Source organism: Pseudomonas sp. GW460-LB5 (assembly GCF_059423245.1).
The window spans coordinates 171,656-196,611 of record NZ_JBWKXT010000001.1 but is presented as its reverse complement, the minus strand read 5'-3'; the positions used below and the strand labels follow the sequence as shown (position 1 = coordinate 196,611).

At 61.3% G+C, this 24,956-nt stretch carries 23 protein-coding genes; 8 read left to right on the top strand and 15 right to left on the bottom strand.

What is annotated here, in order from left to right; translation table 11 throughout:
* The first annotated feature begins 7 nt into the window (after positions 1-7).
* Both AC07XM_RS00945 and AC07XM_RS00940 read left to right on the top strand, forming a co-directional pair.
* Positions 8-3,052, top strand: coding sequence for a multidrug efflux RND transporter permease subunit (locus AC07XM_RS00945; RefSeq protein ID WP_016488929.1), 3,045 nt, complete (start codon positions 8-10; stop codon positions 3,050-3,052).
* A gap of 619 nt (positions 3,053-3,671) precedes the next feature.
* Positions 3,672-4,859 (top strand): MFS transporter, encoded by a 1,188-nt coding sequence (locus tag AC07XM_RS00940; protein WP_102689313.1) that lies wholly within the window; start codon positions 3,672-3,674, stop codon positions 4,857-4,859.
* An 89-nt stretch (positions 4,860-4,948) separates the two neighbouring features.
* Here AC07XM_RS00940 and AC07XM_RS00935 read toward each other — a convergent pair whose 3' ends face one another.
* The 5 genes from AC07XM_RS00935 to colR all read right to left on the bottom strand — a co-directional run bounded on the left by AC07XM_RS00935 (position 4,949) and on the right by colR (position 8,659).
* Entirely contained in the window at positions 4,949-5,182 is a 234-nt protein-coding gene (locus AC07XM_RS00935; RefSeq protein WP_023047343.1) for a hypothetical protein, read from the bottom strand.
* Positions 5,182-5,880 carry a lipopolysaccharide kinase InaA family protein gene (locus AC07XM_RS00930; protein ID WP_016488932.1) on the bottom strand — a complete coding sequence of 233 codons (699 nt, stop codon included), beginning with the start codon at positions 5,878-5,880 and terminating at the stop codon, positions 5,182-5,184. Before AC07XM_RS00930 ends, AC07XM_RS00935 begins: the two co-directional genes overlap by 1 nt.
* Positions 5,881-5,886: 6 nt before the next feature.
* Positions 5,887-6,567 (bottom strand): class I SAM-dependent methyltransferase, encoded by a 681-nt coding sequence (locus AC07XM_RS00925; RefSeq protein ID WP_016488933.1) that lies wholly within the window; start codon positions 6,565-6,567, stop codon positions 5,887-5,889.
* A 108-nt stretch (positions 6,568-6,675) separates the two neighbouring features.
* Positions 6,676-7,986, bottom strand: a complete 1,311-nt coding sequence (locus AC07XM_RS00920; protein WP_016488934.1) for a sensor histidine kinase — start codon at positions 7,984-7,986, stop codon at positions 6,676-6,678.
* Entirely contained in the window at positions 7,976-8,659 is a 684-nt protein-coding gene (gene colR, locus AC07XM_RS00915; protein ID WP_016488935.1) for a two-component system response regulator ColR, read from the bottom strand. Before colR ends, AC07XM_RS00920 begins: the two co-directional genes overlap by 11 nt.
* A gap of 183 nt (positions 8,660-8,842) precedes the next feature.
* On the opposite strand from colR, the gene AC07XM_RS00910 reads away from it, so the two are divergent.
* On the top strand, positions 8,843-9,571 hold the full coding sequence (locus tag AC07XM_RS00910) for a phosphatase PAP2 family protein (protein WP_102689312.1): 729 nt from the start codon (positions 8,843-8,845) through the stop codon (positions 9,569-9,571).
* A 185-nt stretch (positions 9,572-9,756) separates the two neighbouring features.
* Here AC07XM_RS00910 and groL read toward each other — a convergent pair whose 3' ends face one another.
* From groL to AC07XM_RS00885, 5 genes are all read right to left on the bottom strand, one after another.
* Positions 9,757-11,400 (bottom strand): chaperonin GroEL, encoded by a 1,644-nt coding sequence (groL, locus tag AC07XM_RS00905; RefSeq protein WP_016488937.1) that lies wholly within the window; start codon positions 11,398-11,400, stop codon positions 9,757-9,759.
* Positions 11,401-11,448: 48 nt separating this feature from the next.
* On the bottom strand, positions 11,449-11,742 hold the full coding sequence (locus tag AC07XM_RS00900) for a co-chaperone GroES (RefSeq protein WP_016488938.1): 294 nt from the start codon (positions 11,740-11,742) through the stop codon (positions 11,449-11,451).
* Between the two features lie 244 nt (positions 11,743-11,986).
* Entirely contained in the window at positions 11,987-12,448 is a 462-nt protein-coding gene (locus AC07XM_RS00895; protein ID WP_023047345.1) for an FxsA family protein, read from the bottom strand.
* Positions 12,449-12,515: 67 nt separating this feature from the next.
* The gene (locus AC07XM_RS00890; RefSeq protein WP_023047346.1) at positions 12,516-13,247 is read right to left on the bottom strand and encodes a HugZ family pyridoxamine 5'-phosphate oxidase; all 732 of its coding nucleotides are present in this window, start codon (positions 13,245-13,247) and stop codon (positions 12,516-12,518) included.
* A 91-nt stretch (positions 13,248-13,338) separates the two neighbouring features.
* Positions 13,339-14,349: a DUF481 domain-containing protein gene (locus AC07XM_RS00885; protein ID WP_016488941.1), complete on the bottom strand. Its 1,011-nt coding sequence runs from the start codon at positions 14,347-14,349 to the stop codon at positions 13,339-13,341.
* 151 nt (positions 14,350-14,500) lie between these two features.
* On the opposite strand from AC07XM_RS00885, the gene AC07XM_RS00880 reads away from it, so the two are divergent.
* Together AC07XM_RS00880 and AC07XM_RS00875 are read left to right on the top strand one after the other, a co-directional pair.
* Complete coding sequence (locus AC07XM_RS00880; RefSeq protein WP_060517481.1) at positions 14,501-14,854, top strand: MGMT family protein; 354 nt, start codon at positions 14,501-14,503, stop codon at positions 14,852-14,854.
* Between the two features lie 43 nt (positions 14,855-14,897).
* Positions 14,898-16,445: an AmpG family muropeptide MFS transporter gene (locus tag AC07XM_RS00875; protein WP_016488943.1), complete on the top strand. Its 1,548-nt coding sequence runs from the start codon at positions 14,898-14,900 to the stop codon at positions 16,443-16,445.
* 131 nt (positions 16,446-16,576) lie between these two features.
* Here the strand turns inward: AC07XM_RS00875 and AC07XM_RS00870 are convergent, their stop codons facing one another.
* From AC07XM_RS00870 to AC07XM_RS00860, 3 genes are all read right to left on the bottom strand, one after another.
* Positions 16,577-17,821: an MFS transporter gene (locus tag AC07XM_RS00870; RefSeq protein WP_102689064.1), complete on the bottom strand. Its 1,245-nt coding sequence runs from the start codon at positions 17,819-17,821 to the stop codon at positions 16,577-16,579.
* Positions 17,822-18,009: 188 nt separating this feature from the next.
* A complete protein-coding gene (locus AC07XM_RS00865; RefSeq protein WP_016488945.1) occupies positions 18,010-18,852 on the bottom strand; it encodes a mechanosensitive ion channel family protein in 843 nt (280 codons plus the stop codon).
* 114 nt (positions 18,853-18,966) lie between these two features.
* Complete coding sequence (locus AC07XM_RS00860; protein WP_016488946.1) at positions 18,967-19,452, bottom strand: YajQ family cyclic di-GMP-binding protein; 486 nt, start codon at positions 19,450-19,452, stop codon at positions 18,967-18,969.
* A 100-nt stretch (positions 19,453-19,552) separates the two neighbouring features.
* Here AC07XM_RS00860 and AC07XM_RS00855 point away from each other — a divergent pair, with 100 nt between their 5' ends.
* From AC07XM_RS00855 to AC07XM_RS00845, 3 genes are read left to right on the top strand one after another with little or no spacing between them, the layout of a single operon-like run.
* Positions 19,553-20,470, top strand: a complete 918-nt coding sequence (locus AC07XM_RS00855; protein WP_060517479.1) for a putative 2-dehydropantoate 2-reductase — start codon at positions 19,553-19,555, stop codon at positions 20,468-20,470.
* A 38-nt stretch (positions 20,471-20,508) separates the two neighbouring features.
* Positions 20,509-22,533 (top strand): sensor histidine kinase, encoded by a 2,025-nt coding sequence (locus AC07XM_RS00850; protein WP_102689063.1) that lies wholly within the window; start codon positions 20,509-20,511, stop codon positions 22,531-22,533.
* A 1-nt stretch (position 22,534) separates the two neighbouring features.
* Positions 22,535-23,101: a cob(I)yrinic acid a,c-diamide adenosyltransferase gene (locus AC07XM_RS00845; RefSeq protein ID WP_016488949.1), complete on the top strand. Its 567-nt coding sequence runs from the start codon at positions 22,535-22,537 to the stop codon at positions 23,099-23,101.
* Between the two features lie 141 nt (positions 23,102-23,242).
* Here the strand turns inward: AC07XM_RS00845 and AC07XM_RS00840 are convergent, their stop codons facing one another.
* Positions 23,243-24,187, bottom strand: a complete 945-nt coding sequence (locus tag AC07XM_RS00840; protein WP_102689062.1) for a Nudix family hydrolase — start codon at positions 24,185-24,187, stop codon at positions 23,243-23,245.
* A complete protein-coding gene (locus tag AC07XM_RS00835) occupies positions 24,184-24,816 on the bottom strand; it encodes a glutathione S-transferase family protein (RefSeq protein WP_023048840.1) in 633 nt (210 codons plus the stop codon). The genes AC07XM_RS00840 and AC07XM_RS00835 overlap by 4 nt, the downstream gene beginning before the upstream one ends.
* Positions 24,817-24,956: the final 140 nt, after the last annotated feature.

Sequence of the window (24,956 nt, the reverse complement as noted above, 5' to 3'; positions counted from 1 at the left end):
GGCTGGCATGGCGTTTACCGATCCGTTCATCCGTCGCCCGGTGCTGGCCAGCGTGGTCAGCCTGCTGATCCTGCTGCTGGGCTTCCAGGCCTGGAACAAGCTGCAGATCCGCCAGTACCCACAAATGGAAAACGCCCTGATCACGGTGACCACCGCCTACCCCGGGGCCAACGCCGAGACCATCCAGGGCTACATCACCCAGCCGCTGCAGCAAAGCCTGGCCAGCGCCGAAGGCATCGACTACATGACTTCGGTGAGCCGGCAGAACTTCTCGATCATTTCCATCTACGCGCGTATCGGCGCCGACAGCGACCGGTTGTTCACCGAGCTGCTGGCCAAGGCCAACGAAGTGCGCAACAAACTCCCTCAGGACTCCGAAGACCCGGTGCTCAGCAAGGAAGCCGCCGATGCCTCGGCGCTGATGTACGTCAGCTTCTACAGCAAGGAAATGAGCAACCCGCAGATCACCGACTACCTGTCGCGGGTCATCCAGCCCAAGCTGGCCACGTTGCCAGGCATGGCCGAGGCGGAGATTCTCGGCAACCAGGTGTTTGCCATGCGGATCTGGATCGACCCGGTGAAGCTGGCCGGCTTCGGCCTGTCTGCCACTGACGTGACCAATGCGGTACGCCGCTACAACTTCCTGTCTGCCGCTGGTGAGGTGAAGGGCGAGTACGTGGTCACCAGTATCAACGCCAGTACCGAGCTGAAATCGGCCGAGGCATTCGCCGCCTTGCCGGTCAAGACCAGCGGTGACAGCCGTGTGCTGCTTGGCGATGTGGCGCGGGTCGAGATGGGGGCAGAAAACTACGACACGGTCAGTTCGTTCGACGGTACTCCGTCGGTGTATATCGGCATCAAGGCCACCCCGGCAGCCAACCCGCTGGATGTGATCAAGGAAGTTCGGCGCATCATGCCCGAGCTGGAAAGCCAGCTGCCCTCGGCGCTCAAGGTGTCGATCGCCTACGACGCCACCCTGTTCATCCAGGCCTCCATCGACGAAGTGGTCAAAACCCTCGGTGAAGCGGTGCTGATCGTCATCGTGGTGGTGTTCCTGTTCCTCGGCGCCCTGCGCTCGGTACTGATCCCGGTGGTGACCATTCCCCTGTCGATGATCGGCGTGCTGTTCTTCATGCAAATGATGGGCTACTCGCTCAACCTGCTGACCCTGCTGGCCATGGTGTTGGCCATCGGCCTGGTGGTGGACGATGCCATTGTCGTGGTGGAGAACATCCACCGGCACATGGAGGAAGGCAAGTCGCCGTTCGACGCGGCACTTGAGGGCGCCCGGGAAATTGCCATGCCAGTGGTGTCGATGACCATCACCCTGGCTGCCGTCTATGCGCCGATCGGCTTCCTCACCGGGCTTACAGGGGCCTTGTTCAAGGAGTTCGCCCTGACCCTGGCCGGGGCGGTGATCATTTCCGGCATCGTGGCCCTGACCCTTTCACCGATGATGTGCGCCCTGCTGCTGCGCCGGGAGCAGAACCCCAGCGGCCTGGCCCATCGCCTTGACCAGCTGTTCGAACGCCTGAAGGTACGCTACCAGCGCCTGCTGCACGCCACCCTCGACAGTCGGCCGGTGGTGCTGGTGTTTGCCGTGATCGTGCTGTGCCTGATCCCGGTGCTGCTCAAGTTCACCCAGAACGAACTGGCACCCAACGAGGACCAGGGGGTGATCTTCATGATCAGCAGCTCGCCGCAGCCGGCCAACCTCGATTACCTCAACGCCTACACCGACCAGTTCACACCCCTGTTCAAAACCTTCCCCGAGTATTACTCGTCGTTCCAGATCAATGGTTTCAATGGTGTGCAGAGCGGCATTGGTGGTTTTTTGCTCAAGCCCTGGAACGAGCGCGAACGTACACAGATGGAGCTGCTGCCGCTGGTGCAGGCCAAACTTGAGGAAGTCGGCGGCCTGCAGATTTTCGGCTTCAACCTGCCCTCGTTGCCCGGCACTGGCGAGGGCCTGCCGTTCCAGTTCGTGATCAATACCGCTGGCGACTACCCGGCGCTGCTGGAGGTGGCCCAGCGCATCAAGACGCGCGCCCAGGCATCTGGCAAGTTCGCCTTCCTCGACATCGACCTGGCCTTCGACAAGCCTGAAGTGGTGGTCGACATCGACCGGGCCAAGGCGGCGCAGATGGGGGTGTCGATGGACACGTTGGGCGGCACACTGGCCACCTTGCTGGGCGAGGCGGAAATCAACCGCTTCACGCTGGAAGGACGCAGCTACAAGGTAATTGCCCAGGTCGAGCGGCCATACCGCGACAACCCCGGCTGGCTGAACAACTACTACGTGAAGAACGACCAGGGCCAACTGCTGCCACTCTCGACCCTGATCACCCTCACCGACCGCGCCCGCCCGCGCCAGCTCAACCAGTTTCAGCAGTTGAACTCGGCGATCATCCAGGGCGTGCCCATGGTCAGCCTGGGCGAAGCGCTGAAGACCGTGCAGGACATTGCCCGCGAAGAGGCCCCCGAAGGCTTCGCCTTCGACTATGCCGGCGTGGCCCGCCAATACGTGCAGGAAGGCAGCGCGCTGTGGGTGACCTTCGGCCTGGCACTGGCGATCATCTTCCTGGTGCTGGCAGCGCAATTCGAAAGCTTCCGCGACCCGCTGGTAATCCTGGTGACGGTGCCGTTATCCATCTGCGGGGCGCTGCTGCCGCTGTTCCTGGGTATATCGAGCATGAACATCTACACCCAGGTGGGGCTGGTGACCTTGATCGGGCTGATCAGCAAGCACGGCATTCTCATCGTCGAGTTCGCCAACCAGCTGCGTGAGGAGCGCGGCCTGAGCGTGCGCGAGGCCATCGAAGAAGCGGCGGCCATTCGCCTGCGGCCGGTGCTGATGACTACGGCGGCGATGGTGTTCGGCATGGTGCCGCTGATTCTGGCGACCGGCGCCGGGGCGGTCAGCCGTTTTGACATCGGGACGGTGATCGCCACCGGGATGTCGATTGGCACACTGTTTACCTTGTTTGTGCTGCCTTGTATCTACACCTTGTTGGCGCACAAGACGAATGCCAAGGAACCTGCAATAGCCTGACCGGCCTCTTCGCGGGCTTGCCCGCTCCCGCAGACAGGGCATCGGGCCTGACATGGGTGCAGTACCTGTGGGAGCGGGCAAGCCCGCGAAGAGGCAGTATGGGTACAGAAGGCCGATAGAAAATCACTGCTACGCAACACAATCTAATAATTACCGCTCACAAGCTCCCACATCATTCAGATTCACGGCTGATCTTCCTGCTCGCCAGTGAAAGACTGAACAACTGTCTCATCCACTCTGCCCGGTAACTATTAGACTCAGAATGGCAGGCTACCCGCGAGCCAGACGTCTTCCAGCAAAATTCAAACACTCCTGGAAATGGCTTCGGTAAAAAATCCTACACCTTGATCAGAAGTTTCGCCACCCTCTTCGGCTTGTACATCTTGGGCTTAACGCCATTATCAAAAACGTCGCAATGACGCGACGCACACATGGATAAATCAATAATTTTCAAAAACCACCCCTCTACCGGCAAGGTGGTTATTGACCCTCTAAAAGACAATTGCATGCTTCGGATATCCGCAATATCCAAAATCACCATACTGGCAATTAAACGCACCGATGTATTGAAAGATTCAGGCTATACGTTACAGTTCAGGGCAGCGGGAATCGTCTCTCTATGAGTCAGGCCAAAAACTTTAAAATCACCATTCTTCGCCCATTGCTTTTGACTCTTTTATGTCTATTAGGCGTTTTCCCTCTGGACGTCATCCTTCCTTCGTTCCCTGCGCTTTCAGAAGCCTTTCAAGTGGAACCAAAGCAAATAGCTTACTCTGTAAGCTTATTCGCGTTTGGCGTAGCTGTGGCGCAGATATTTATTGGCCCTCTGTCTGACCGAACTGGGCGTAAAAGGCTATTAATCGTTGGTTTGGGGGTATCCATTGCTGGGGCTATTGGCTGCCTAATTTCAACTGACTATGAGATTTTTTTGGCATTTCGGTTGTTGCAAGCCGCCGGCTGTGGCAGCTTGGTTCTTGGCCAAGCACTTGTACAGGACCTGTATAGTGGAAAGCAGCGCAACACCATGCGCATCTTGTTGACGAGTGCAAGTGGTTTATTCATATCCATCTCGCCCGTCGCCGGTGCAGCTATCCAACAATCAATCGGCTGGACAGGCAGCTTTACTGTATTTATTGAAATAGCCATCTCAGTCATCGTGCTTGCATGGGTTCTGCTGAACGAAACACCTGTTTTATGCACGGGTAATTCAGGTGTTCAAAGTTATATTGTGATGTTGCGCGACGCCTTCTATGTAACCTATTCCCTACAGGCCACTTTAGCGTTCGCCTGCCATTTTTCGTTCATCGTCGTTGCACCACTGGTACTGATGGAGCAGCTAGGCCTTACGCCGTATCAGTTTTCCGTTGTATTCATCGTCTACGGGCTGGCGTATGTCGTTGGTGGTGCCATCGCGACTTTCTTGAACAATCGCATCAGCGCACAAGCTCAGATCTGCGCGGGATTTCTACTGATAGGCTCCGCAGGTGCGGCCCTATTGATTTGGCAGTGGGTAGCAGGGCTGACAGTAATAGGCCTCATGATACCGATGATTTTATGTACAGCAGGAACGACGTTGGTACGCCCCGCTGCGGCTACGCAAGCATTAGCCCGCTATCCGCAGCAGGCAGGGGCAGCAGCGTCGCTCAACACAACAGTGCTATTTGCCGGGGGTGGTTTCGCAGGCACTGTGATTGCGTCAGCTGAACAGCTGCTTCCATTGAGCCTGGGGATTCTGTTCTTGAGCAGCGCCCTTGGCGGTTTCCTGCTGCTCACGCGCCTCAAAGGCAATAGCCTGCAGCACTGCTAACTTTTGCAGAAGAGGCCAGAAAGCCCGACACAAAAATGCCAGAGGCCCCGCAATCGCGAGGCCTCTGGCATTTCTAGCTACCGCAGGGTTCAACCAAATGGCCGTAACCCCTGACGCAAACCAAACAGGAACAGCAAAAGGTCCTGGTCCGGCGCAACCTGTGCCTGCTGCTGCTGTTTCGCTTCCCGCGGCAACGCGCACTGGTCGGCCATTTCAGCCTTGCTGAACACGGTCGGCCTGGGCTCTTCCCAGGCAGCCACCGCCACGGTGGTGACCGCCAGGCCAGCTACCAGGAACAAAGCTCGAGCTATTTCTAGTTTCATTACCCTAACCCTTTGACAGCGCTGCCAAACGCCATCTGGTAAAAGTAGAGCAGCGTCTGCCATTCCGCGTCATTGAGCGACGAATGGCGGCGCAGTTGGCGCAGGTCGTTGCCAGCCGCACGCTGACAACTGATGCGCCGCCTGCACTTCTCAAGGTCCAGCAGCGCCACTTCGACGCGCGCTTGCTCGCTTTCGCCAATTACCTTGATGAATACGTGCTTGCCATACAGGCAGCCGTGCTGCCAGTGCCCCAGGTGCATACGCGCCAGGTTATCCGCCAGGTCCTTGAGCATGCGCTCATGCACCACCTGCGGGTAGCGCTCGCGGGCACCTTCGGCATGCCAGGTGTCTAGCTCGACAAAACCATCCAGCGCTTCGCTCACCAGCAGCGCACGCCACTGGTGGTCGGCATCGCGTTCGGCGCCACAGAAGACAATGCGGGGTACACGCACACCCAGTTGCTCGAAACTGTTCAACGCATCGAGTTCACGCAATACGGTCGGCCGGCCGAAAGGGTGCAGCAGGCTGCGATAGATATGCCCGACCTGGCGCTTGGCATACAGCAGCTTGCCGCTGGCATCGTTGAGGCGTTGCACACCACTCTCGCCGCCGCGGCGCTGGTTAGGCTCCTCGACCCACTCGCCCTGTTGGCGCCAGTAAAAATCGAACCGCGACTCCCCGTTCTGGGCTACAGCCATCAAACACTACCCCTTACGCAATACATAGACCCGCCACATGGCATAGAACGGCAGGAAGTCGAGGCGTTCCTGGATTCTGAAGCCGGCGGCCCTGAATTCTTCTTCAACCGTTTCGGCAGGTAACACGAAACGGTTCTGGTAATTGTCCTGCTCGGCCTTGGCACTGCGGCGGTGTTCCAGTTTTTTCCGGCGCCAGGCCTTGAAATTGCCATCCACCCACAGTGAAAGGATCACACTATCACGGCTAACCCGCTGAAATTCCGAAAGAATGGTCTTTCGGTGGGCAGATTCGCCAATGTGATGGAACAGGCGCATGCAGAAAATGCTGTCCACCGCGTTATCCGGCAGGTCAATGGCAAACGCTGACGTCTGCAAAGGACGTACCCGCGCCACCACTTCTGGCGGTTGCGCGGCGCACGCTGTCTCGATCATCGCTTCGGAATTGTCGGCACCAATAATCACCCTGTTGGGCTTTTCTGCCAACAGCGGCCAGAAGCGGCCCGCACCGCACGGCAGGTCCAGTACCAGGCCAGGCTCACCTGCCAATGCCAGGGCGCGGCGCGCCAGTTGCTCATCTCGCTTGTGGGAAAGGCGTCGCGCCAGGCCGTCCTGGTGCTTGAGAAAGTACTCACGCGCATGGTCTTTGTCGTACTTCTCGGAAAATTCAAGCTTGATGGGGCTACGCATTGGGCATCTCCTGACTCCAGTGCCGCTCACCTTAGGCAAGCAAGCGTTGGAATCAGGTCACGCCAATGTGAAAAAAATGTTGCCCTCCCTTTGACCTGTTACAAGCCATTACTCGGCCATGGCGTTCAGGTCGCCTTTGCCCGTGGTACTGCTCAGGTCTACCTGGAAACGGCAACCATGCGGCAAGGTGGATGTCAGGGTGACACGCCAGCCTTGGTCATCACAGATCCGCTGTACCAGCGAAAGCCCCAGCCCCAGGCCCTCGCCGCGCCGCTCATCGCCGCGTACGAACGGCTTGAACATGGCCTCGCGCTGCTCTTCGGGAATGCCCACACCGCTGTCCTCCACACTGAAACCGTTGGCTTCCAGGCTCAGGCGGATGTAGCCGCTGTCGGTGTAGTGCGCAGCATTACGCAACAGGTTACCCATCACTGACTGCAGGAAAGTGGCGTTGTACAGCACCGGGCTTGCGCTGACGCGGCCATCGAAGTACAGGGTAAGGCCCTTCTGCTCGATGGTATCGCGCCACACGCCGATAAGCTCGTCGGCCACTTCGCGAAGGGTCGCCTGCGAAGCCACCGCCCCCTCGTCACGCTGCGCCCGCGCCAGCATCAGGAAGGTCTTGACCAGTTCGCGCATTTCTTCGGTGGCCCGCGCCACGCGCTCCACCTGGCTACGCGCGCGGGCGTCGAGGTTGGGGTTCTCCATCAGCAGTTCGCAGGACGTGGCCAACACCATCAAAGGCGTACGCAGTTCGTGGCTGACGTCACTGGTGAACAGCCGTTCGCGGGTCAGTGCGTCGCGCAGACGGCCCAGGGTGTCATCGAAAGCCACTGCCAACTGGCCAACTTCGTCCGCGGCATAGTCCGGTGCCAGCGGCGGGGCCAGGCCCAGCAGCTGGTCACGGTGGCGTACCTGGCGAGCCAGGCGGATCACCGGCGCCATCACCCGGCGCGCCACCAGCCAGCCGAGGATAACGGCCAGCACCAGGCTGAGCACGAAGCCCACCACCACCACCGCGAACAGCACGCGCTCGCGTTCTTCGAAGTCGCTCTGGTCCTGCAGCAGCACATAACGGCGGCCATCGACGATCTCGACCATGGCGTGGTACGACAGCTGGTCGCGAAACACCTCGTGAAAGCCCCGGTCGAGGTGGCGCAGGTCTTTGGGCAGCTCGAAGTCGTCACGCCCGCCGCTGAAGTAGAACAGCTGATCGGGGCGTGGCCGGTGGCTCCAGTCGCTGACGCTGTCCATGCGCAGCAGGCGCTGCAGGTCACCGCCCAATACCGAGGAAATCAACCGCTCTTCGACCAGGTGCACAGTGGCAACGATGCCGAAGGCGAACGCCCCGGCCACCAGCGCGCTCATCAAGGCAAAGGCGATGATGATGCGCTGGGCAAGGCTTTGCTTAAACTCCATCGCGACCCTCGGCGAGGCGATAGCCGACGCCATGGACGGTATGCAGCAACGGTTTTTCAAACGGTTTGTCGATCACCTGGCGCAGCTGGTGTACATGGCTGCGCAGGCTGTCGCTGTCAGGGCAGTCGTCGCCCCACAAAGCCTCTTCCAGCACTTCGCGGCGCAGTACGTGCGGGCTTTTCTGCATCAGCACTGCCAGCAGCTTGAGACCGACCGGGTTGAGCTTGAGCAAGCGCCCCTGACGGGTAACCTCCAGGGTGTCGAGGTCGTAGCTGAGGTCGGACACCTGCAGCGTGCGGCGCCCACCGCCCTGGGCACGGCGCAGCACCGCTTCGATGCGGGCCGCCAGCTCCGACAGGGCGAACGGCTTGAGCAGGTAGTCGTCGGCACCGGAGCGGAAGCCTTGCAGGCGGTCGTCCAGCTGGTCGCGGGCGGTAAGCATGATCACCGGCGTGTCGCGGCGGGCGTCCTCACGCAAGCGCTTGCACAGGGTGTAGCCATCGATGCCGGGCAGCATGATGTCCAGCACGATCAGGTCGTAGTGTTCGGTGGCCGCCAGGTGCAGGCCGGACAGGCCGTCCTGGGCGCAGTCGACGGTATAGCCCTTCATGCCCAGATAATCGGCCAGGTTGGCCAGGATATCGCGGTTGTCTTCAACCAAAAGAATGCGCATCGGTTTCTCCTGTGCGGCGCTTCTCGCTGTGGTGCGCGGCAGGCGCAGCTTAAGGCCAATGCCTGCATGGTGCCAGCCCCAAGCAAAATTCACAGCACTTGACGGTTTTTTCACTGATCCTTCACGGACACAGGATAGCGGGCGGCCGACAATGCCCGATCTTTTTCGTGCCCTGGAGCCGTCATGCAGCAACGAACCCGCCCTCGCCCGATCAATTACTGGCTGTACCTCGGCATACCCTTGGCGACTGCGCTGGCCTTGATCCTGCTGGAGCTGACTTCGGTCGACATGGATGTGGCCAACCTGTTCTTCGATCCCGCTGCCGGGCAGTTCATTGGCCGCCACAGTTATCTGCTGGAAAACATCCTGCACGACCGGGTCAAGCAACTGGTGATCTTGCTGGGTGTGTTGTCGCTGCTGACGTTTGCCGCCAGTTTCTTCTGGAAGCGCCTGTTCGGCTGGCGCCGCGAACTGGGCTGCCTGGTGCTGGCCCTGGGCCTGTCCACAGCCTTTGTCACGCCGCTGAAAAAGGTGACCCAGGTGCAGTGCCCGTGGAGCCTGACCCAGTTTGGCGGCACGGAAACCTACAGCAAGCTGCTGGAGCCGCGTCCGGCCACCGACAAGCCTGGGCTGTGCTGGCCGGGTGGGCATGCAGCTACCGGGTTCTGCCTGTTTGGTGTGTTCTTCATGCTGCGTGATCGCAAGCCGCGGTTGGCACGGGTGGCGTTCGTAGTGGCGCTGATAGCCGGATCAGTGCTGGGTGTGGGGCGGATGATGCAGGGGGCGCACTTTTTGTCGCACAACGTGTGGACGGCCGTGTTCTGCTGGTTGATCGGGTTAGGGTCGTATTACCTGGTTCTGTATCGGCGGGGCGTGGTGGAAGCGCCATCTGTCGAACCTAGCGTCGCCTGACAGAGGGGCCGCTTTGCGGCCCATTCGCAGCACAAGGCTGCTCCTACAAGGGTACGCGTCGGTGCCGGACTGTACGCGATACCTGTAGGAGCAGCCTTGTGCTGCGAAGAGGCCCTCACAGGAAAATGAAAAGCCCCGGTTCTCACGAACCGGGGCTTTTTAATGGTGCAGGGGGTAAGGCTGGCTTACATCATGCCGCCCATGCCACCCATGCCGCCCATATCTGGCATGCCGCCGCCAGCTGGGGCTTCGCTCGGAGCGTCAGCAATCATGGCTTCGGTGGTGATCATCAGACCGCCGATCGAAGCAGCAGCTTGCAGGGCCGAACGGGTGACCTTGGCCGGGTCCAGGATACCCATCTCGATCATGTCGCCGTATTCGCCGGTAGCAGCGTTGTAACCGTAGTTGCCGGAACCTTGCTTGACCTTGTCAGCGACAACGCTTGGCTCGTCGCCGGCGTTGGCAGTGATCTGGCGCAGCGGCGCTTCAACAGCGCGACGCAGCAGGGCGATACCGACGTTCTGGTCTTCGTTGTCGCCTTTCAGGTCAACGATTGCGTTCAGGGCGCGAACCAGGGCAACACCACCGCCAGGCACCACGCCTTCTTCAACGGCTGCACGGGTAGCGTGCAGGGCGTCTTCAACGCGGGCTTTCTTCTCTTTCATTTCAACTTCGGTGCCGGCACCGACCTTGATCACGGCAACACCGCCAGCCAGCTTGGCCAGACGCTCTTGCAGCTTCTCACGGTCGTAGTCCGAGGAAGTCTCTTCGATCTGGGCACGGATCTGCTTGACGCGTGCCTGGATGTCATCTTCAACGCCAGCGCCGTCGATGATGGTGGTGTTTTCCTTGGACAGGATGACGCGCTTGGCGTTACCCAGGTGCTCCAGGGTAGCGGTTTCCAGGGACAGGCCGATTTCTTCGGAGATGACCTGGCCGCCGGTCAGGACAGCGATGTCCTGCAGCATGGCCTTGCGACGGTCGCCGAAGCCCGGAGCCTTGACAGCAGCAACCTTGACGATGCCGCGCATGTTGTTGACTACCAGGGTAGCCAGCGCTTCACCTTCAACGTCCTCGGCAACGATCAGCAGAGGGCGGCCGGCCTTGGCAACGGCTTCCAGAACTGGCAGCAGCTCACGGATGTTGGAGATCTTCTTGTCGACCAGCAGCAGCAGTGGGCCTTCCAGCTCGGCAACCATGGTGTCCGGCTTGTTGACGAAGTACGGCGACAGGTAGCCGCGGTCGAACTGCATGCCTTCTACAACAGACAGTTCGTTATCCAGGCCCGAGCCTTCTTCAACGGTAATCACGCCTTCTTTACCGACTTTTTCCATGGCTTCGGCAATGATGTTGCCGATGGAGTCGTCAGAGTTGGCGGAGATGGTGCCTACCTGAGCGATGGCCTTGGAGTCGGCGCATGGCTTGGACAGGTTTTTCAGCTCGGCAACAACGGCGGCGGTCGCCTTGTCGATGCCGCGTTTCAGGTCCATCGGGTTCATGCCGGCAGCGACGGCTTTCAGGCCTTCGTTGACGATGGCCTGAGCCAGAACGGTAGCGGTGGTGGTGCCGTCACCGGCAGCGTCGTTGGCCTTGGAAGCAACTTCCTTGACCAGCTGGGCGCCCATGTTTTCGAAGGCGTCTTTCAGCTCGATTTCTTTGGCGACGGAAACGCCGTCCTTGGTGATGGTTGGCGCGCCGAAGCTCTTGGCCAGTACCACGTTACGGCCTTTCGGGCCCAGGGTCGCTTTTACAGCGTCAGCCAGTACGTTGACACCAACCAGCATTTTCTTACGAGCGGAATCGCCAAACTTTACGTCTTTAGCAGCCATGATCGTTTAATCCTTGAAATTCTTTGGAGTAACGGGAAGTCGGGGAAATCAGCCTTCGACAACGGCGAGGATTTCGTTCTCGGCCATGACCAGCAGGTCTTCGCCATCGACTTTCACGGTGTTGCTGCCCGAGTAAGGGCCGAAGACCACTTTGTCACCCACTTTCACGGCCAGCGCGCGAACTTCGCCGTTGTCCAGGATGCGACCGGTGCCGACGGCTACAACTTCGCCGCGGTTTGGTTTTTCAGCGGCCGAACCCGGCAGGACGATACCGCCAGCGGTTTTCGATTCTTCTTCGCTGCGACGGATGACTACGCGGTCATGCAGAGGACGAAGCTTCATTGTCGATCTCTCCCAAATTGTGGTTTTCATCGGCCGGTATCGACACCGGCGGGTTGATGCTGTCCGGCGTTGCCGGGAAGTGGCCCGCGTTGGGCGAACCACTTGTGTAATGTCTGGTGTTGCCACCAGAAACCTTGCGGTGACCACATACATGAGGCCGCCATAATCAATTACAAGGCTAGGTACACAAAATTTTTCATCAGGCCGAAAAAGACCGGGGCCGCTTTTGCGGCCCCGGTGCGTTCTACTTGTCGCGGCGCTCGTACTCGCCTTCGATCACGTTCGGGCGATGGCCGCCCTCACGCGGCTGCGCCTGGAACGGGTCGTCCTGGAACGCTCGCTGGCGCATGGCCTGGGCCTCGGCACGCTCGCGCATCTTGCGCGCAGCCAGATGACGGGTGAAAGGCAGGAGGCACACCAGGCCGAGCACGTCGCTGATGAAGCCTGGCAACAGCAGCAGGCCGCCACCGACGGCCAGCATCATGCCCTGGAACATGTCTTCGGCGGGCAGTTCACCGCGCTGCAGGCTCTCACGGGCACGCAATGCGGTGGCCAGCCCGGCCACCCGCATCACCAGCACGCCCAAGGCGGAGCCGGCGATGATCAGCAGCAGCGCCGGGAAGAACCCGATCGCGGCACTGACCTTCACGAAGACGAACAGCTCCAGCACGGGAAACAGCAGAAACAACAGTAGAAAAGCACGCATCAAAGCAATCCTCGTTGGAAGACAACCTTCCTGTAAGACCTACAGATGGATGCAGATGCTCGGTTTTTCAACCCTCGACCTGCGCCGCAGTGGGCCACTGGTCAGCGCGCGCCAGCAAAACAAGGGCTTCGCGGACTTGTGTCGGCGTATTGCAAATACTGGGAAAAGGCAACCAGTGCACCGCCTGGCCAATGCGCAGGTGCATGCCCTCGCTGTCCACCCCGGCCATCTGCGCCGGCACATGCTGTGGCAGGTCGGTCAGCGCTACATAGTGGGCGATGGCGTTGGCATGATCGCTGTTCATGTGCTCGACCATGCTCGCCTCGGCTTTGCCGGCGAACGGGTTGGGCAAGGTCACCTGGTCGAGCCAGTGGATCGCGCCAAAGCCGCCAATGTAGCGGTGACGCACGGGCTGCAATACCCAGAAGTCGAAGTCGTGGGCCTTGTGGTAGTTGGCCGCGTCCGGGAAATAGCGGTAGTAGCGCTCGGCAGCCGCTTCCACAGTGGCCTCGTCGACCAGCTTGTGCGCCTCGGCCATCACGGTCAGGCGCCCTACTGCCTGCACATCCTCGGCCTCGCGCTCACCCACCAGCAGCGAGCACTTGGGGTCTTTCTGCAGGTTGTGGGTGTGCTGGGCGATGCGGCTGATCAGGATCAACGGGTTACCGTCGGCGTCAAGGCAATACGGCACGACCGAGCCGAACGGGTAGCCCGGCATTGACTTGGAATGGGTCGAGAGCACGCCGCGGTACTCCTTGAGCAGCAGTTCCCGGGCTGGGCGGATGGCGTTGGTACTCACTTGAGGGCAGCTCCTGGCGGACTGGGAGGGGGACAAGATAAGCATTATCACCCAATGCTGCCAATGGGGCTGCCGTGCAGCCCCCGGCGATTTACCAGGTAACGCCGAAGCCAGCGGTATAGCGGGTCTTGTCCAGGTCACTTTCACGCGTGCCGGTGATGATGTCCTTTTCAGCCTTGAGGTTCAGCGAGGCCCACTCGGTGACCTTGTAGCGCAGGCCAACTTCGGCATCCAGCGAGTAGTCGGCCACGCCACCCAGCGGCTTGGCGAACTCGCCGTTGGTAAACAGCTGCACGTTCTTGCCGATCAGGTAGCGGGTGTAGTCCCACTTTACCGCTGCGGAATAGAAGTTGTCCTTGCCGCCGTCCTGGTACTCGAAGTCGGTGCGGTTGATCAGTGAACCCAGCGAGAACGCCCCCAGTTCATCGTCCCAGAACTGGTAACCCGGGCCGGTACCGACAGTGCGCTGACGGGCCAGGTCTTCGATGCGGTCACGCTTGTATTCCGCACGCCCCTGCCAGAACCACTTCTCGGTAATGAAACGGTCCAGTGCGTACTCGGCGCTCCAGTTGTCGGTAGTGGTGACGTCGTCCTTGGTCTCGCGGTTGTATTCGCCTTCGGCATTGTGCCGCCAGCGGCCATGGCGAGCGGTGGTCTTGAAGCCTACGTCGTAATCGTCGGTGTCGTTCTCGGCGCGCTTGTAGTCCAGCGCCACATCGACGTTGCCTTTCCACACGAAGTCCTCGACCAGCGGTTTGGGCTTCATGATCTGCTCGATGCTGGCCAGTTCCACAGTCTTCGGCGCCTCGCCGTTGGCCAAGGTCACCTTGCCGGGCTCTGCGGCTTTCAGCGACTTGGCTTTTTCACCGGTGTAGGCGTCTTGCTTGACCAGCATCTCCTGGTCGCTTTCCAAGGTCTGGACTTGTTTCCAGTCCAGCGCAATGGACCCACCGTACGGGGTTTCCAGCAGCAGCTTGCCGCCGTCGAAGACTTTGATCTTGCCACTGAGCCGGTCACCGTTCTTCATCCATACGGTGTCGGCCAACACCGGAGAGGCGCACAAGGAGGCAGCTAGCAGGCACAACAACGATCTAGAATACATAAGCGGGCTATGGGTTCGATTTGACAAAAAAGCCGGGCATTATCCAGATACCGACGGCCAGAGCAAGGACAGACCGAGCACATGGCGTTGAGTTCAACTCTCATTTGCCGGACCACCGGTCCAGTTTCATCTGCAGCCCAAGGGGGGCGTGATGTCTGATGGATATGAGCACGCACTGGGGAGTGCCGAGGGCCGACGAACGGTGTTGTACTCGGTACTCGGCCAAGTGCCGCCCGGCAAGGTGGTGAGCTACGGCCAACTGGCCGAGCTGGCGGGGCTTGGCCGCGCGGCACGTTGGGTCGGGCGCACCCTTGGGCAGCTGCCGGCAGACACCCGGCTGCCCTGGCACCGGGTACTCGGCGCAGGTGGCCGGCTGAGCCTGGCATTGGGTACGCCATCAGGGGATGAACAGCGGGCGCGATTACGCGCAGAGGGTGTGAATGTAACCAACAATCGTGTGGATATGTCGCGCCATGGCTGGCGCCCAATGGAGCACAGCGGTTAGAGTGCGCGCTTTGTTTTCGTAAACTTGAGGCAGATGTTGGCCCATGCCCCGTAAAACCTGGCGCGCTGCGCTTGCTGCCTATGCTAGCCCGTCAACCTTGGTACTTTTGCTGCTCGGTTTCGCCGCTGGCCTGCCCTACATGCTGGTGTTCTCGACCCTGTCCGTGTGGTTGCGTGAAGCCGGCGTTGCCCGCGAAACCATTGGTTACGCCAGCCTGATCGGCTTGGCCTACGCCTTCAAATGGGTGTGGTCGCCGCTGCTGGACCAATGGCGCCTGCCGCTACTCGGCGGCCTGGGGCGCCGGCGCTCGTGGTTGCTGCTGTCGCAAGCGCTGGTGGTGGTCGGGCTGGTTGGCATGAGCCTGTGCGACCCGCAACAACACCTGTCGTGGTTGATTGCCATGGCGGTGCTGGTAGCGTTCGCCTCTGCCACACAAGATATCGCCGTCGACGCCTATCGCCTGGAAATCGCCGACGACCAACGCCAGGCCGCACTCGCCGCCAGCTACATGGCCGGTTACCGGGTGGCCGCTTTGCTCGCCACGGCAGGCGCACTGTTCTTCGCCGAATGGTTCGGCTCCACGGGTTTCAGCTATTTGCACAAGGCCTGGGCCGGCACGTATGTGATGTTCGGGGTGATGATGCTGCCCGCCCTGTTCACCACGCTGGTCATGCGCGAGCCGCCAGTGCCCATGCGTACCCAATTGTCGGCAGCGCGCTATGGGCTGATGCACCAGCTGGCGTCGGTGTTCGTACTGATCATCCTGCTGGTGTCGGTACCCGCCAGCTTTACCCAGATGTTCAATACCGGCTGGTCCAGCGTCATTTCCGGTGATGCCACGCCGCTCGACCTGTTGCTGGAAGACCGCGCTTTCCTGCGCCTGATCCTCTATGTGCTGCTGAGCTGGGCGTGCCTGTCCAGCCTGGGCCGCCGGGGCCTGGCGCCGGTGCTGACCCCGGTCAACGACTTCATCACCCGCTATCGCTGGCAGGCCCTGCTGCTGCTTGGTCTGATCGCCACGTATCGCATGTCGGATACCGTGATGGGCGTGATGGCCAACGTGTTCTACATCGACATGGGCTTCACCAAGGACCAGATCGCCAGTGTCAGCAAGATCTTCGGCCTGATCATGACCTTGGTCGGCGCCGGGGTTGGCGGCCTGCTGATCGTGCGCTTTGGCATCATGCCGATCCTGTTCATCGGCGGTATAGCCTCGGCCGGCACCAACATCCTGTTCCTGATGCTGGCCGACATGGGGCCGAACCTGGAAATGCTGGTGGTTACCATCTCGCTGGACAACTTCAGCTCCGGCATGGCCACCTCGGCCTTTGTTGCCTACCTGTCGAGCCTGACCAACCTGAAGTTCTCGGCGACCCAGTACGCGCTGCTCAGCTCGATCATGCTGCTGTTGCCGCGGCTGATCGGCGGGTATTCAGGGGTTATGGTGGAGAAGTTCGGCTACCACGACTTCTTCCTGATCACCGCATTGCTGGGTGTGCCTACGCTGATTCTGATCGCCCTGCAGTGGCGCCAGGAAGCCGGGCGAGGCAAGCCGGTGGCAGAGGAAGGTTCAGCCGCTGAGCGGCCCTGAAAGAACTCTATCCCTGTACCGGCCCTTTCGCGGGTAAACCCGCTCCCACAGGTACTGCACAGCGCTCAAAGACGGTGCCGTACCTGTGGGAGCGGGTTTACCCGCGAAAGGGCCGGTACAGCCAACTGAATTTACTGAGCAACAGCCCCTTCCCCAGGCCGCCCACCTACGACAAACCACAACGGCCACAACGCCAGAGCCCCCGCCACACCCGCCGCCATGGCAAAGTGCAACAAGCTGGCCCCGGCGCCGATCATCGCCAGCACCGCACCGCCCAACCCCAGCAGGGCAATGGTGATCATCCCCAGCATGGCCGAGACCAGGCCTTTGCTTTGTTCGCTGGAGAACAATGTCATGCGGTACAGCACAGCGTTGGCCACACCCAGCCCCAGCGCGTACAGCGACATGCCCGCCACCACACTGGTAACGCTCGGCCAGTACCAGGTCGCCAGCACCATCAGGCACAAGCCGGCCAGGTAAGGCCATAGCGCGCCACGCACCAGGGCCGGGAGTGGGTAGCAATCGGCGATGCGGTTGATGATCAGGTTACCGAGGATCAGCCCGCCAAACACCGGCAGCTGCCACAACGCATATTCCATCGTGCTCAGCCCCTCATCGTGGATGAGCAGCACCGGCGACAGGCCGATCCAGCCAATCAGCGGCAAACCGACCAGGCCCAACGCAGCGCTGCCAGCGACAAAGCGCCGGTTCGTCAGCAACTGACCGTAGCCCGCCAGCAGTGGCAGCAGGTGAATCGGCGTGAACGCCAGGCGCGAGCCGTCGCGGCGTTCCACACCGAGAGTCTCCGGCATCAGGCGGTACAACAGCCCCCACACCAGCACCGCGCCAATGGCAAAGGCCACGAACAGCCAGCGCCAGTCCAGCCACTGCAGCAGCAGGGTTCCCACCAATGGCCCAAGCAGGGGTGACAGCAAGGCGATGTTGGCCAGCAAGGCCATCATGCGCACAGCGTCAGCCTCGCTGAAGGCTTCGTTCAGGGCCGGGTAGCTGACTGTGACGACAAAGCCGAGGCCGATGCCCTGCAACAGGCGCAGCAGGTTGAACAGGCCAATGTCGTGAACCCAGAAGGTGACCAGACAGGCCAGGCCGAAAAACGCGCAGCCAACCAGAAGCAGCGGACGCCGGCCATAACGGTCGGCCAGTGGACCGATCAGCCATTGCAGCACCACGCCCCCCAACAGATAGAGGTTCAGGGCATGGGGGATGTAGTCGGGGCTGGCGTTCAGGTCGCCCACCACCACCGGCATGGCCGGCATGACGGCGTCGCTGGCCAAATAAGTCAGCAGCTCGAACAAGGCCAGGGTCAGGCCGAACAACAAGGCGCGCAGCGGGGTGATGTACAGCAGTGGTTTCATGATGGCATATCGGGTGTGGCAGGTGGGGCCAGGGTATATGCCAGAAAAGTCGAGCAATTGCTGTGAACAAGTGTAAAACCGGGGCCGCTTCGGGGCTTGCCCGCTTCCACAGAGGTCAAGCAATCCCTGTGAGAGCGGGCAAGCCCGCGAAAGGGGCACGCAGCGGCCCCTTTGATGACAACGCGGTACTACTGCGTGGCCGTTTCCTGCACCACACGAATCACCCGCTGCGGAAACGGAATGTCGATCCCCTCGGCTTTCAGGCGGTCACGCGCCTGCTCGTTGAGCATGAACATCACGTCCCAGTAATCGGACGTCTTGGTCCACAAGCGCAGCGAGACGGTAATCGAGCTGTCGCCCAGCGTCGCCACTACTGCCTGCGGTGCCGGGTCGGGCAGAACACGCGGGTCCTTTGCCAGCTCCAGCAGCACGTTGCGGGCCTTCTGCAGGTCGGCCTCGTAGTCCACACCCACATCGAATACCACCTTGCGGGTAGGCTGGCGGTTGGTGTTGGTAATGATGCCGTTGGACAGGCTGCCGTTAGGCATGATCACAGTCTTGTTGTCACCGGTACGCAACACGGTGTGGAAGATCTGGATGCTGTCGACTGTCCCGGCAACGCCCTGCGCCTCGATCCAGTCACCGATGCGGAAGGGGCGGAACATCAGGATCAGCACACCACCGGCAAAGTTCGCCAGGCTGCCCTGCAAGGCCAGGCCGATAGCCAGGCCCGCAGCACCGATAGCGGCCACGAACGAGGTGGTCTCGATGCCAATCATCGAGGCCACGCTGACCAACAGCAGCACCTTCAGCACGATGTTCGCCAGGGTGCTGATGAAACCCTGCAGCGCCAGGTCGGCGTTGCGCAAGCCCACCAGCTTGCCGAGGCGTGCGCTGACTTTGTTGATGATCCACCAGCCCACCGCCAGGGTCAGCAGTGCCAGCAGCACACGGCTGCCGTACTCCATGATCAAGGGGATCCAGGTCTGGGATTGGCGGACGAGCTGATCGACTTCAGCGTTCAAATCCATATTCATCTCCTGATGCCGAGCGGCAAGTACACGGTAGAACAGGCTGCGCGCATTCACACAGCCCCGGCCCCCATGGACATCATTGCGCCATCGGGGTTCCGGCCCGCAACCGCATCAATCGCGGAAGTTGTTGAACTGCAGCGGCATGTCGAATTCCTTGGTGCGCAGCAGCGCAATGGCTTCCTGCAGGTCGTCACGCTTCTTGCCGGTGACCCGCACCTGCTCACCCTGGATGGCGGCTTGCACTTTCAGCTTGCCATCCTTGATGGTGGCAACGATCTTCTTCGCCAGGTCTTTGTCGATGCCTTCGCGGAATTTGGCTTCCTGCTTCTTTTCCTTGCCGGAAGGGTACGGGTCCTTGGTTTCCAGGCACTTCACGTCGATCTTGCGCTTGACCAATGCAAGGCGCAGGATTTCCAGCATCGCTTCGAGCTGGAATTCTTCCTCGGCGGTGAGCATCACGGTCTGATCTTTGTCCTTGAACTCAAAGGTGCCCTTGCCTTTCAGGTCGTAACGGCGATCAAGTTCCTTGATGGCGTTATCAACGGCGTTCTGCACTTCGTGCTTGTCCAGTTCCGATACCACGTCGAACGAAGGCATGGTTGTTCTCCCAAAATAAAAGCGCGCTCAGGCTGAAGATGGAGCGCGCTGGGTTTGACGGTTAAAATGCGGACTCATTATAACGGGTTGCGAAACGCATATGAGCAGCACCTGGCATATTCTCGGCGCCGGTAGCCTGGGCAGCCTATGGGCCTGCCGCCTGGCGCGCACAGGCAAGGCAGTGCGCCTGATCCTGCGTGACGGGCAACGGCTGCAGGCTTATCAGCAGGCTGGCGGCCTGACACTGGTCGAACAGGACCACTCCCAGCACTACGCCATCCCTGCCGAAACCGCGCAGGCACAGGGCCCCATCCACCGCCTGCTGGTGGCCTGCAAGGCCTACGACGCAGCCCCGGCGATCGCCAGTGTGGCAGCGCGTCTGGCCGAGGGGGCCGAAGTACTGTTGCTGCAAAACGGCCTGGGCAGCCAGGACGAAGTGGCCGACCTGGTGCCCCACGCACGCTGCATCTTCGCCTCCAGCACTGAAGGGGCCTTTCGCGAGGGGGACTGGCAGGTGCGCTTTGCCGGCCACGGTTTCAACTGGCTGGGCGACCCACGCAACCCGACAACACCCGCCTGGTTCGATGACCTGCACCAAGCCGGCATACCTGCCGAGTGGACGGTCGATATCCTCACCCGCCTGTGGCGCAAGCTGGCGCTCAACTGCGCCATCAACCCGCTGACCGTGCTACACGAATGCCAGAACGGCGGGTTGCTTGGGCACCTGGCTGAAGTCGATGCACTGTGCGCCGAACTGGTCCAGTTGCTGCGGCGCTGCGGCCAGCCGCAAGCGGCAGATGAGCTCAGCGAAGAAGTGCAGCGGGTGATCCTTGCCACCGCAGCCAACTACTCTTCCATGTATCAGGATGTGCGCGCGGGCCGACGCACCGAGGTGCACTACCTGCTCGGCCATGCCTGTCGGGCGGCCGGGCGCCACGGCCTGCAACTGCCACAGCTTGAACACTTGCTGCAGCGCCTGGTCGATAACTTGCGCATGCGTGGCTTGCCCTGCGACTAACGCGCCCCTTTCAACCGGATACGGACATTGCCTAGCCCATGACCTTGCGCCAACGCCTGGAAAACCTCCCGGTCGGGCAGAAGCTGCTGGCGGCCCTGCTGGTATTGCTGGTGACCATCCTGCTGGTGGCCAACCTCACCTTCATTAGCGCCGCCTACTGGATCACCCAGGAAAGCATGGCGCCGCAGGCACTGCAGACCATCGGCCGGCTGGTGGCCAACCCGCAGCTGGCGGCCCGCGCTGGCGACACCCCGGAAACCGCCGGTGCCCTGCTCAAGGAACTGGACAGCTACACGCCGCTACGCGCCGCCGCTGTCTACGGCGGCGACGGGCGTATGCTGGCACAGCTGCAGCATGGCGAGCCGCTGGCCCTGCCCAAGCGTTTTCGCAACATAGACGGCTGGCGCCTGATGGAGTTTCGCAGCACCCAGCTGATCCGCATACCGCGCGACGCCAACCCGCCTGCACACCTGCTGCTGGTGGCCAGCAGCGAGCTGCCCATGGCGTTCTACACCGGCACATTGAGCGCCAGCCTGGGCATACTGGTGTTCAGCATCCTGCTGTGGATTGTGGTCGCCCGGCAGATAAAACGCCTGATCACCCAGCCGATCAACCAGCTCGAAGAGCTCAGCCGCCAGGTCACCCGTGAAGAGAGCTACGCCTTGCGGGCCAAGCGCGGCAACGACGACGAAATCGGCAGCCTGGCCGAAGCCTTCAACACCATGCTCTCGCGCATCGAAGGCCGCGAGCAGCAGCTAAAACGCGCACGAGACGAATTCCAGAGCGCCTACGACCAAGCCCAGGGCCTGGCCGAGGAAACCCGCCATACCAACCGCAAACTTGAGTTGGAAGTGCAGGTGCGCAGCAAGATCGAGAAAAAACTCACAGGCTTCCAGAACTACCTCAACAGCATCATCGACTCGATGCCCTCGGCGCTGATCGCCCTCGACGAACAGCTCTACGTGACCCAGTGGAACCACGAAGCCACGGTGCTTTCCGGTACGCCACTGGACGAAGCGCTGAACCAGCCAGTATTCATTGCCTTCGAGCCGCTCAAGCCGTTCTTGCCACAGTTGAAGGAAACCGTGGAAAAGCACCGCGTCGCGAAAATCGAGCGGGTCACCTGGCCCAAAGGCGATGACCTGCGCCACTACGCTTTGACCTTCTACCCCCTGACCGGCGGCGGTGGGCGCGGCGTGGTGATCCGTATCGATGACATTACCCAGCGCCTGTCGCTGGAAGAGATGATGGTGCAATCCGAAAAGATGCTCTCGGTCGGTGGACTGGCGGCGGGCATGGCCCACGAGATCAACAACCCGCTGGGCGCCATCCTGCACAACGTGCAAAACATTCGCCGGCGCCTGTCGTCCGAGCTGCCGCGCAACCAGGAGCAGGCCGAAGAGCTGGGCATCGACCTGGCCACGGTCAACCGCTACCTGGACAGCCGTGAGGTGCCACAGTTGCTCGATGGCATTCAGCAGGCCGGTGCCAGGGCAGCGAAGATCGTTACCCACATGCTCAGCTTCAGCCGCCGCAGCAACCGCCAGTTGGCGCCGTGCGACCTGCCGGCACTGATCGACCAGGCGGTGGAAATTGCTGGCAATGACTTTGACCTGGCCATCGGCTTCGACTTCAAGGGCCAGGCCATCGTGCGCCAATTCGACCCGGAGTTGGGCCCTGTGCCATGCACCGCCAACGAACTGGAACAGGTACTGCTCAACCTGCTGAAAAATGCGGCTCAGGCCATCCACGTGCGGCCACAGCCCAGCGAGCCCGGGCGCATCACCCTGCGCACCCGGCTGAACCCGCCATGGGCGGAAATCCAGGTCGAGGACAATGGCGTCGGCATGCCCGAGGCGGTGCGCAAACGCACCTTCGAGCCGTTCTTCACCACCAAGGAAATCGGCCAAGGCACCGGCCTGGGCCTGTCGGTTTCGTATTTCATCATCACCAACAACCACAAGGGGCAGATGGAAGTGCAGTCCACGCCCGGCCAGGGCACCTGCTTTACCCTGCGCCTGCCCCTTGGCCAGCCGGCGACACCGGCCAACACGGAGAAGTGACATGGGCTACCGCCTGTCGAAGATCTACACACGCACCGGCGACACGGGCGAAACCGGCCTGGGCGACGGACGCCGGGTGCCCAAAGACCACCCGCGGATCGAGGCAATTGGCGAGGTGGACAGCCTGAACAGCCAGTTGGGCTTGCTGCTTGCGGGGCTGGACGAGCAAGGCCTGGACGAGGTGAGCGCCGTGCTGATGCCGTGTCAGCACCGCTTGTTCGACCTGGGCGGTGAGCTGGCGATGCCGAGCTACCAGGCATTGACCCTGGCGGAGGTGGAACGCCTGGAAGCAGCCATCGATGTGTGGAACGAAGAGCTGGGGCCGTTGAAGAACTTCATTTTACCCAGTGGTTCGGCGCTGGTGGCGCAAGCGCATGTGTGCCGCAGCCTGGCGCGCAGTGCAGAGCGACGCTGTCAGCAGTTGAATGCCGTGGAGCCACTGGAAGGCGTTGGGTTGGCGTACATCAACCGGCTTTCCGATCTGTTGTTCGTGGCGGCGCGGATCATCGGGCGGCGGCAGGGGGTGGATGAGGTTTTGTGGCAGCCTGCCGAGAAACCCAAAGGCTGATATTTCTGGGGCTGCTTTCAGCCCATTCGCGGGACAAGCCCGCTCCCACAGGTACCTCACTGCCCTGACGTTCGGCGCATTACCTGTGGGAGCGGGCTTGCCCCGCGAATGGGCCGCGCAGCGGCCCCTGTTACAGGCAACTCACCTCTCGGGCCAGAACGCCCGGATCCCGGCAACACCCTGTGCCCCGGCTTCCCAGGCTTGCTCGCGCTGATCAGGCCCTACCCCACCCAGCAGGTAGACCGGTTTGTTGAACCCGGCTATCAACCGCTGCGCCTCATCCCACCCTAGCGGCACTGCCTCAGGGTGGGTCTGGGTCGCCTGCACCGGCGACAAGGTGACAAAGTCCACGCCCATCTGCTCCGCCAGCGCCAGCTCCTCGGCGCTGTGGCAGGACGCTGCCAGCCAGCGCTCATTGGGAAATGGCCGGCCCTTGGCCGCGTACTTGCGCAGTTGCTCGGCCGTCAGGTGCCAGCCGGCCGCAGGGAAGTCACCCAGCCACTCCAGCGGCCCCTTGAGCATCAGCTGTGCCTTGCCTGCACACAGCCCGACTGCATCCACCGCGACATCGCGATACTTGGGGTCGTACATGTCCGGCGCCCGCAGCTGGATCAGGCGAGTACCGTTGGCCACCGCCTTCTGGATGCCCTTGAGCATCTGTGGCACTTCCAGGCCATCCGGGGTAATCAGGTATTGATCCGGCAGCCGCGCCGCAGCAACGATGGGCTTGTTGGCTTCAGGAAATTCATAGTGCGACAGATCCCGCGGGGCCACCCACTCCAGCGGCTGCCCTTCTGCGCCATGAGGTGCGCCCGTGAACGCTTCGACCTCGCGCACGTCCAGCAGCACCTGTTTGTCCGGGTAGTCATGGCTGACCTTGATCAGTGCACGCGAACGGGTCACCTCGATGCCCAACTCTTCGCGCAGCTCACGGGCCAGGGCCGCTTCAACGCCTTCGCCCTCTTCCACCTTGCCGCCGGGAAACTCCCACAGGCCGCCCTGGTGCTGGGTATCGGCCCTGCGTGCAATCAGAATGCGGCCGTCAGTACCTCGAATGACCGCCGCTACAACATGTATCCGTTTCAACCTTCACGCTCCGCCAGGCCGGCCTGCTGCCACGCCTGGAAGGCTGGCCACTGATAAATGGTTTCGATATAGGCTGCCGCCTCTGCCGGCACCTCCACGCGGTAGCTGCGCAGGCGCACGGCCACCGGGGCGAAGAAGGCGTCGGCCAGGGTCGGCTTGCCGAACAGGAACGGGCCGCTGTCCTTGGCCACCACGCGGCATTCGGACCACAGCGCGACGATACGGTCGATGTCGACCTGCACGTCCAGCGGCACAGTGTCGAGGGCCTGGTCACGCGACAGGTCGAACGGCATGGCCCCGCGCAGGGCAAAGAAACCGCTGTGCATCTGCGCGCAAGCCGAACGGGCCTGGGCGCGGGCGGCTGCGTCAGCAGGCCACAGTTGAGCGTCGGGGTGCTGTTCGTTGAGGTATTCGGCAATGGCCAGAGAATCGGCGATCACACCGTGCTCGCTCTTGAGCAACGGCACCTTGCCAGTGGAGGAAAATGCAAGGATACGCTGACGAGTATCAGGCTGGTTCAGCTTGATCACGGTTTCTTCGTAGGGCACGCCGGCCAGCTCGAGGGCCAGGGCGCCACGCAGCGACCAGGAGGAATACAGCTTGTCGCCGATGATCAGGTGATAGCTCATGGTTCGGCTCCATCAGGTTTGTATTGCAAAACCCGCAGGCTGCTGCGCAGCCTTTCGCGGGCAAGCCCGCTCCTACAAGGACCGCACCGCTCCTACAGGCCTTGCAAAACCTGTGAGAGCGGGCTTGCCCGCGAAGAGGC